Annotated in this window: 7 protein-coding genes; 1 reads left to right on the plus strand and 6 read right to left on the minus strand. The window is 46.4% G+C overall.

Translation table 11 applies throughout. The features are described 5' to 3' along the window. Positions 1 to 173 precede the first annotated feature (173 nt). A complete protein-coding gene (locus tag ACLBVC_RS13655) occupies positions 174 to 1,496 on the minus strand; it encodes a methyl-accepting chemotaxis protein (RefSeq protein ID WP_410150060.1) in 1,323 nt (440 codons plus the stop codon). Positions 1,497 to 3,212: 1,716 nt separating this feature from the next. On the opposite strand from ACLBVC_RS13655, the gene ACLBVC_RS13660 reads away from it, so the two are divergent. Continuing rightward, entirely contained in the window at positions 3,213 to 3,413 is a 201-nt protein-coding gene (locus ACLBVC_RS13660; RefSeq protein ID WP_410150061.1) for a hypothetical protein, read from the plus strand. 637 nt (positions 3,414 to 4,050) lie between these two features. On the opposite strand, the gene ACLBVC_RS13665 is transcribed toward ACLBVC_RS13660, so the two are convergent. From ACLBVC_RS13665 to ACLBVC_RS13685, 5 genes are all read right to left on the minus strand, one after another. Further along, positions 4,051 to 4,458 carry a hypothetical protein gene (locus tag ACLBVC_RS13665; RefSeq protein ID WP_410150062.1) on the minus strand — a complete coding sequence of 136 codons (408 nt, stop codon included), beginning with the start codon at positions 4,456 to 4,458 and terminating at the stop codon, positions 4,051 to 4,053. A gap of 36 nt (positions 4,459 to 4,494) precedes the next feature. After that, positions 4,495 to 5,373 carry a hypothetical protein gene (locus tag ACLBVC_RS13670; RefSeq protein WP_410150063.1) on the minus strand — a complete coding sequence of 293 codons (879 nt, stop codon included), beginning with the start codon at positions 5,371 to 5,373 and terminating at the stop codon, positions 4,495 to 4,497. An 8-nt stretch (positions 5,374 to 5,381) separates the two neighbouring features. After that, positions 5,382 to 5,861, minus strand: a complete 480-nt coding sequence (locus ACLBVC_RS13675) for an Hcp family type VI secretion system effector (RefSeq protein WP_410150064.1) — start codon at positions 5,859 to 5,861, stop codon at positions 5,382 to 5,384. A 283-nt stretch (positions 5,862 to 6,144) separates the two neighbouring features. Further along, entirely contained in the window at positions 6,145 to 7,320 is a 1,176-nt protein-coding gene (locus ACLBVC_RS13680; RefSeq protein WP_410150065.1) for an HlyD family type I secretion periplasmic adaptor subunit, read from the minus strand. Next, positions 7,320 to 9,497 carry a type I secretion system permease/ATPase gene (locus ACLBVC_RS13685; protein ID WP_195823443.1) on the minus strand — a complete coding sequence of 726 codons (2,178 nt, stop codon included), beginning with the start codon at positions 9,495 to 9,497 and terminating at the stop codon, positions 7,320 to 7,322. The genes ACLBVC_RS13680 and ACLBVC_RS13685 overlap by 1 nt, the downstream gene beginning before the upstream one ends. Positions 9,498 to 9,563: the final 66 nt, after the last annotated feature.

Raw genomic sequence — 9,563 nt, forward strand, 5'->3', positions numbered from 1 at the left:
CAATTGCTAAATCAGCTCCTGTGCTGCACTGGCAGGAAAAATCGCCTGAGTTATCAGCACACCCTGAGCTTTTTCTTTCAACACCATGTTAATCAATGAAAAATCAAGTTGAAGACAATCTTATGGATCTTTTAAGTATTGTATTTGTACCTGATGCAGGCCATTCCCAATCCTTATTTCAGAGTCACGGAACTGGCAACATTCTTTACAGCCGCTTCAACAAGTTCTGAATCACTTTGAATACTGGCCATCACCTCACCCGCTTTTCGCATGAGTCTGACACCCTGATAAGTGTTCTCAAGACTACTTTCAATGCCTTTCAGGACCTCTTTAGCAAGCTGATTATTGTCTTTCACCACCCGTTCAATATCCTCAGTAGCGATGCTAACGTTGCTCGCCAAATTACGGACCTCTGCGGCAACTACCGCAAAACTTCTGCCGGAGGCACCAGCACGGGCAGCCTCAATGGCAGCATTTAATGCTATAAGTCGGGTCTGAGTGGCAAAACCCCGGATGGTTTCTACTATTTCGTCAATACTGACAGACTGACGGTTAAGAAGAGATATATCGTCGGATACAGTGTTCATACCTTCTGCAATCTTATCAATCGTCCTTATGCTTCCTTCAATAACCTCAGCACCAGCCTGAGCACTCCCGCGGGTTTGAATAGCCATATTCCATGCGTGAACTGCCGCATCGTGTTCCTGCTGGTTACGAAGGACTTGCTCAGTCACTTCTGAAGCAAATTTAACTATTTTATAAAGCTGCCCATTACTATTAAAAACAGGGTTATAAGTGGCGCGGAGCCAAATGGCCTTCCCATTTCTGTTAAGGCGTGGAAACTGGCCAGAAAAGAATTCCCCCTGATTAAGCCTTTCCCAAAACTGACGGTACTCTTGACTCTTGTACAGTTCTTCGGAACAAAACATTTTATGATGCTGTCCCCTGACTTCATCAAGCTTATAACCGGTGGTTTTAAGGAAATTTTCATTCGCTGCAAGCACCTTTCCTTCCGGAGTGAACGAAATCACGGCCATCGAACGACTTATGGCGTTGATAATAGACTCTTGTTCAAGGGCGGTTTGCATTCGGGAAGAAATATCTGCTGCAATTTTAACAACTTTAATTACCCGGCCTTTGGGATCAGTTACCGGGATGTAACTGGCCTCAAGCCATACCGAACGCCCACCTTTAGCCAATCGCAGATATTTATCATTAAAACTCTCCCCAGCAGCCAGACGCTGCCAAAACAACCTGTATTCAGGGGATTTTACGACCGAGTCCGGACAGAACATCCTGTGGTGACACCCAATGATTTCGTCATCTCGATAGTTCATCGTCGCAAGAAATAGCGGGCTGGCTCTCAGCACTATCCCTTCGGCACTAAATTCGATTACTGGCATAGACTTACACAGTGCTTCGAATGAAGCAGCAGAGCTTGGAATTCTTAGACCTAACAGAGCAGATAAAGCGTTTTTAAAAGTACTCAGGCGCATCAGTTGTACCATATGAAGTAATGACTGCAGTGGTTATCGGCAATTCCTCCCGCGACATTATTTATTAGTGTGATAGTTGGATCCTATTATTATTTACTTCTTGAACTATTGTCGTCATGCGCGACCTTGATAGCGAATCATGACTTCGGCGCTTCGCTTGGGACGGGTAAGCCCCTGAAATTCGCGGAAGCGGCAGTCACCGTCTCGCGAATTCGAAGGATTACTCATTTCCTGCACTCTTTACGTTACCTTTTCGATTCGAAACCCAAAAAATAGCTGTACTCTGCATTGAAATAGGATGATTCTTAATGTTCTCATTAATTTGATAACTTACTCCCCGAGTTAAAATGCCTGACATAAAAATCATCTGCGAAAAATGTGGATCTGACCGATTTACTGCCTCTTCAGCGTCTGTATCTTCTGAGACCGTGTCTGCTATAGAGTGCAGGGTTTGTCAACACCAGGCCAACGTCAATGAGCTGGTAACATTCCGTGAGATCCCCCACTTCATGCCTATGCCTGAACTTCAATTGGCTAAACCAGAATTCCCAAACTCTCCCTAATAGTTTCAAGTACAAAGTTTGAGCATATACTCATGGTTGATTAACGCACGCTCTCAGTGCTATTACCGTTACATATCTGATTTTATTGAATATTAGCGATATTACATCAAGGTCATAACAAGAGATCTGTGAGGCTGACTTTTGAAGATAGGTTATGTACCCCTTTTATAACCTCTGTGATAAAGAGGTTTTCATCGTTTGTGATGCTCTCCGCCTTTTCAAACGGGACCCTCGTAACCTTTCATAAAATATCTTTGCTTTAAGTTAAATTTTAGATAATTTAGGGTCATAAAAAGAAAATTCTTATAGGCGCTAAAATGTTATTTTTCGTGTCAGCACCGCCGGTAGTAGATATGCAAGTTCGGAACGTCATTCGCGCTTGTTATCCCGAGTTTACAACTAACGAATTGATGTACAGTATTAAATTTGAATATATGGAACCTTATACAGGCAAAGTTTATTTTTATTCAAATGATGACAAGGACAACGTCATTGAATTTAGTATTGATGAAGAGGGAGGTGTTAAAATAACCCGGCCATTTTGAGTAAATATCCTGTCCATCGGGATAACAGATTTTAATCATTCGTTTCATTAGGTTAATGTTGTTTTATACCTATTGATTGGAAAATTCATTCACCTGAGTGCTGGGGTCCCTCAACATCACCTTGTGACCGCACTCTTTCAGCACTTAGCCGAATGGCCACGTCAGCCCTGCCATAATGGGTTGAAGTGTTGTTATTTAAATACGGCTTGCCAAAATGCAGTAGCAGGAAGTTCCCCATCTGCAGTACAACAAAAAAGCCCGGTATGCGGTAAGTCTCCTCATAAAAAAATGCCCGTGTTAACGACGGGCAAAGTATCAAAGGTATCAACATTACTTAGTTTGGAAGGTAGTCACTCCATCCACTTCAAATAGTAGCCGATGCTCAGGTTTACACCATGCGACAGGCATAAAAAAAGCCCGTTGTTTAAGCGGGCTATCTTAAAGAATTAGAACACTATCAGTCTTGGCAGACCTGCTGATCTATTGTCAGCTCATTACAGCGTAGACGCTTTTCTGACATTGATTATTAATTTTCCTAAAGTAAAAATCCTTGGGCAACTTTTGCGTTAACATTAAGATGTTTTTTTACACAGCATCTGGAGGTTCTCATGGATATTTCAAATCCAGTTTTTGAGGAAGCGTGCAGGCTAATTGGGGAGTGCTGCGTGATGCTTGCGCAGAATGGAGAAGAAATCAGCCGTTACCGGGTAGCATTGAGACTTGAACGAGTTCAGGAATCGGCGATAACGATCACCGGTAAGCCTAACGATGCGTTATGTCAGGCCATTGAAAGACTTAAAGGTCTTTAAACTGTTGCTAGAAAAGCCCGCCTGATTGTTGGTGCAAGAGTTATACAATGAAGAGGGGATACAGGGATACATCTCCATCAGTAATTGAATTATCCCAGGGGAAATATCTGCCTGTGTATTGAGAACCATTACACTCACTCACCGTAATATAAAACTCCTTTTTAGTTTTACATCTATTAATCCCTGCTCATTTTGTCCATCGATATAGGCCCTCGGCTAGCGCTCGCAGTGCCCTAAGACCCAATGAGCATGCATTTTCAGCGCATGATGTATCTCATCACTACCGGTAATAATAAGTAGAAGTATTAATAGGACTAAAAGTATTATGAAAAGCGCACAGCGCATCGCAGTTCCATTGCCATCTGTAAATAAACGTTAACTTTAAGGGTAATTATAACGCAATCCTTACAATAGACATACTGTGATTCTTACCGTTGCACGGAAGTTAAGCAAAATACATAATATATACTGTGGCACAGCAGGAGTGAGAATCAGTGTGGCTCTGCTTCAGATACAGCTGTACAAAAAAAGCCCCATAAAAATCTTGGACCCTTTTTACAACAACTGTTGGATCGTTCCAGTCCTTACTGGACGATCATCATTGCTAGAAAGCGTTTTTTTGGGCAAAACTAAAAAACTACGGGCAAGGCCCCATGCAATCTGCGATTTTCAATACCACTACATCATTGTAATGTAATACAAAATACTCAGTTCCCTGTTTGTATTCAGCGTCTATATCAATACCCTCTTTTATCAAATAAGCATTCAATTCGCTTACTGCGAGAGGGACATCTTTAACACCAGACCAAACCACTTCTTCCTCGAAATTCTGGTGTTCGTCCCCACCTCTTACATGATATGTCGCGTTGTCTGATACCGCAGGAGCATTTCTGATGAGTGAAGGCGTCAAATAATAATAGTCAAACCAGTCAGACTTTCTGTATTCACGTCCATCGAAGGAATAACCACAAGAAATTATTATCCATACGAAACACAAAAAAAACATTACGAATAATACACAAATCCACTTTGTCAATTTACACATACTTTAACCCCCTTGTATTTAATCAAAAACATTTCGTCACCATATTGGATATTGACTATCACCGCCTATATGAAAATAATCAGGTGCGGGAATATTATGCGGATGAACATAAAAATGGGATGGCATGTGAAGATCATTGGGTTTCTGGTAGCCCCTTCTTAAAGCAATATATAGCTCATTGTTCATCCGATTGACATCATCGAAGAGATCTTTTTTCGGCCGATTAAAATATCTATTAGATATATACTTATTAGATAAGTCACCGAGCGGTTTAATATAGTCTAACCAGGTTGGCAGGTAACCTATTCTAGGTATTGACGTTTTACCTGGTGAGGGCTGAGGGAACAATATGGGTCTAAACCCCCTATTCTTGAATTTTCCTATCGGGCCGTAATGATCCCATATAGATTTACCATAAGAAATTTCAGTGGGTTGGGCCAATATAAGTGGATCAATACCTTCACCAAAGACTCTATAAAACCCCAATAAATCCGAGACCAAGTCTTCCCCACTAAAACCGCTATCTGTACGCCAATTTACCAAAGATGAATCCTGCAGGGCTTCGAATCTCGATGCTGTTTTCATCATAATGGTTAGCGCAATTCGTTTGTTTATTTCCCAGCTCAAACACGAACGTACCATTAATGGAGCATGTACGCCGGCCCACATGTTTGTTTGTGTTGATTTATGTATTTTTAAAGCCATTTCCTGATAATAATCAACAGGAAAATACCATTCATTTAGCTCCGGGTAAAAACACCTTCCTTTTTCTTCGCGAAGTATACTCTGAAGTTTCCGGGCATCATTCCCCTGAGCATGACCAAGGTCTATCCAACCTAATAGTTTGGTGTAAACCAGGCCAAAACCGATCGCGCTTCCTAATAATGCACTGGTTATATCTTCACGCTTACTCATGCACCCCCCTACATCACAATGTCTTCCCAGAAACTGTAGCCAGATGTCCCAGCCTGATGGTGCTGCCACGTGATACTTTTGAACGTTAATATCAGTGTCTCTTCAGGCTGAGCGTCACAGTGGTCTACCGAGTGTGGGAAATTAATGGAGACATCAATAAGAAAAACATCACGTAGTTCTATCGAATAATATTTCATGAGCTTTCCCGTGATATCAGTCCGATAAATATCAAAATTGCATTGTAATTTTTCATTATTGGAAATAGCAACACCCAATAAAGGTGAAGATTTGTCGATTATTTTAGTGATAGTCAGTGGTTGGTGACAAACATTTTGATTACGATGTGTGTGATGCGATAAAGATAATATGAATATTTGGTCTTTGTGCAATACCTGATATTTATTACCCATCGAGTCATAAGTGCCACACCCCTGAGATATCAGGCCTTGTTTCTCACCTGTGAGCGACATATATATTTGATTGGCCATTCTAAAACTCCTTTGGATTTAAGACGTTATAACTCAACCGATCACTCAAAACAAATGCTATATATCAATATAAAAAATCGATCAATACATGGCCGTTATTAATAAATAATCACTCAATAATTCTGAAAAAAATCGTCGTTTAAATTTGCTGAATCGTAATATTTATATTTATGACTTACCTGAATATCTTATGAGGTTTTCAGGAACCACGGCAATCGCCAGAAAATCCCATAAAAAAACCCACGTTCACACGTGGGTTTTTCCTTTTATCACAACGCAGTTATTAACGTTCCCGCATCGCTTCGTTCATTTTGTTCAGCGGTTTCAGCAGATAATCGAGGATGCTTTTATTCCCGGTTTTGATATCCACCGTGGCGATCATGCCGGGGAAGATATAGAACTTCTCTTTGTGTTTATTTTCCAGATAGTTGGCGTGCGTTTTGATGTTGACGCGGTAATAGTACACGTCGCGGCGGACTTCATCCTGGATGGTGTCCGGGGAAATCGTCGTGACTTCGCCGTCAAAACTGCCGTAAATGGAATAATCATAGGCGGTGATTTTCACCTTGGCTTTCTGGCCGGGGTGGATAAACGCCACGTCGCGCGGGGAGATTTGCGCTTCCACCAGCATCTGATCGTCAATCGGCACAAGCGTCATCAGTTTGCCGTTGGGCGGGATCACGCCGCCAACGGTATTCACGTCGATATTTTTGACGATGCCTTTAACAGGCGAGAAGAATTCCAGGCGGTTCAGTGAGTCTTTACGCCCCAGAATTACTGAGCGCTGCGCCTCGATCTCCGCATTGGCCTTGGCAAGTTCCTCACCGGCACGCACGTTGTATTGCGTTTCCAGGTCAGTCGCTTTGCTTTCCATCTCGTTAATCTGACGTTGCAGACGCAGCACTTCCACGTCGCTGGCCGCGCCCTGTTTGACCAGTGGCGTTGTCATTGAAAGCTCGCGGCGGATAAGCGATACGCCCTGCTTCAGGCCGGAAAGTTGTTTCTCCAGGCTGTTGCGGCTGGAGTTGTACAGTTCGGTTTCTGATTTCACCAGCTCCGGTTCATCATCCAGCTCTGCCGGGAACGTCAGCGGCGTGTTGTTGATCTGCGCTGTCAGTCGCGCCGCCGTCGCCAGCGCGGCATGCAAACGCGCCACGCTTTCCTGAACGCCAGATTCAGTTTTGGTGCGATCCAGCTGCGCCAGCCGTTGCCCGCGTTCAACCACTTCGCCTTCCTGCACGTCGATGGTGTGCACGATGCCGCCTTCCAGCGACTGCACAATCTGCTCGTGCGACGACGGGATCACTTTGCCGGTGCCGGTCGTAACTTCATCGAGCGTGTAAAAATTCGCCCACAGGAAGAAACACAGCAGCATCAGCGATACCGACCAGACCAGAATGGTCGAGCGTGGCAGGGATTTTTCTGCCCGCTGGCGGGTCGTGAGTTTAGGCTTTTTCATTATGATGCCTCCTTGCTTGTCGCCGGTTTTGCGGTGGCGGCAGCGGTCTGTCCTTTTGGCCTGAAGTGTTTGTTCAGGATGTCCTCTTTATTACCGTCGAGCGAAATGCGCCCGTTATCCATGACGATAATGCGATCCACCAGTTGCAGCAGCGCCAGACGGTGCGTGGCAATAATCAGCGTTTTGTCTTTGCCCCAGGTGGATAACTGGGAAATCAGGTTCCATTCGGAAATCTCGTCCAGCCACGCGGTCGGTTCATCGAGCAGCAAAACCTGCGGCTGTGTGATGATGTTACGCGCCAGCAACAATGCCTGACGTTGCCCGCCGGAAAGCCCGACGCCGCCTTCGTGAATGAGGAAGTTCAGGCCGTCCTCTTTTTGCTGAACAAATGCCAGCGCGCCGCTGATCACCAGCGCTTCATGGATTTCTTCGTCGGTCGCCTGCGGGCGGCCCATGGTGATGTTTTCATGCACCGAGCCGAAGAACAGACGGGCGTGCTGGTTGTGCAGCGCCACGTCGCGGCGTAAATCTGCCGGGTCGATCTGTTTGATGTTGACGTTATCGAGCACCACCTGCCCTTGCTGAACCTGTTGCATCCCCGCCAGCACTTGTAAGAGCGTCGATTTACCGGCGCCGTTTTTGCCGAGGATGGCAATCTTTTCACCTGGCTTAATGTTCAGGCGCGAAATCGCCAGATTCACTGCTTTGGCTTCTTCGTCGTAATAAAACACCGCGTCACTTAGCGCGTATTCACCGGCGATCTGCGCCTTGTGAACCATTTTCTGGCCGTTTTCCTGATCAATCGGGCGTTGCATCAGTTCGTCCAGCCCTTTCCGCGCAACCTTCGCCTGCTGCCAGCGCGACAGCACGCCGGAAATCTGCGCCAGCGGTGCAATGGTACGCGATGCCAGAATGGTCGTACCGACCAGCGCACCGGTGGTCATGTCGCCCTGCATCACCAGATAGCAACCCACCAGCAGCACGACGGCGTACACAATCGACTGCACTTCCTGCGTCCAGGTCATCAGCAGGCTGGTCAGAAAACGCTGACGCATGCTGATTTCGGCAGACACTTCGTTACAGTGGTTCCACTGGTTCTGGAAGCGCTGCTCGGCGCGCATCAGTTTGATGTCTTCGAGCGATTCCACCGCTTCCACCAGCGAGGCGTTACGCACCGCCGATTCGCGCATCCCTTCGTTCGCCAGTTTCGCCAGCGGTTTCTGGATCAGAATGCCGGGGATCAGCAGCAAAGGCAGCGCCAGCAACACCACAAACACCAGCGGGCCGCCGATCATCCACAGAATCACGGTGAACAGCAGGAAGAATGGCAGGTCTGACAGCGCGCTGAGCGTGGTCGAGGTGATCAGCTCACGCACGGATTCCAGTTCGCGGATTTGCGAAATAAAGGAGCCGGTGGATTTCGAGCGCGCACTGTTTTTAATGCGCAGCGCACGGCCAAAGACGCGGTCGGAAATGCGCAAATCGGCGCGTTTCCCTACCACGTCAGAAATATGGACACGCACCATGCGCATCACGAATTCAAAGGTAATCGCCAGCATTACGCCGCCGAAAAGTACCCATAAGGTCGGGACGGACTGCGACGGCACCACGCGGTCATAAACCTGCATGGAAAACAACATGCCCGCCAGTGCCAGCACGTTGGCAATCATTGAGGCCAGCATGATGTCGCTGTAACGACGCCAGTCTTTCAGCGCCAGATCCCAGAACCAGTTTTTCTTGTACGGCTTGATGTAGTTATCAACGCGCGCATCGGGAATGCTGTGCAGCGGGCGCAGAAGCGTGATGCTTTTCGCGCGTTCCGCCAGCTGTTCTGATGTCAGGGTGGTTTCAAGCCCCTGATCTTCGGTAAATTGCACCGCGCACTGGCCGCTGGCGTCCAGATGTGTCACCACACCCAGCCGCCCGTTGTCGAGCGTCAGGATGAACGGCACGCTCATCGGATCGAGATCGTTCGGGTGGAAATCACGCGTTACGCGGCCCAGCCCCAGTTTTTTCGCCATCTCATCAAGAATCACGTCTGCCGGTGCGCCCATCTCCCAGGCGACAGTGGCTTTCACGTGTTCTTCTGAGTAATCCAGCCGATAGTGTTTCGCGATATCGAGCATGGCGCTGAGCCACGCGGTGTAGCCTTTCTCTAACATGTTGTCTTTTTTCATCATCATTCTTCCCTAAATCGTCTTTCTTCACGCTCATTCCGGAGCATAAAAAGGCCATCCGGGGCC

This window comes from Rahnella selenatireducens (genome assembly GCF_046449555.1).
Lineage (GTDB): Bacteria > Pseudomonadota > Gammaproteobacteria > Enterobacterales > Enterobacteriaceae > Rahnella > Rahnella selenatireducens.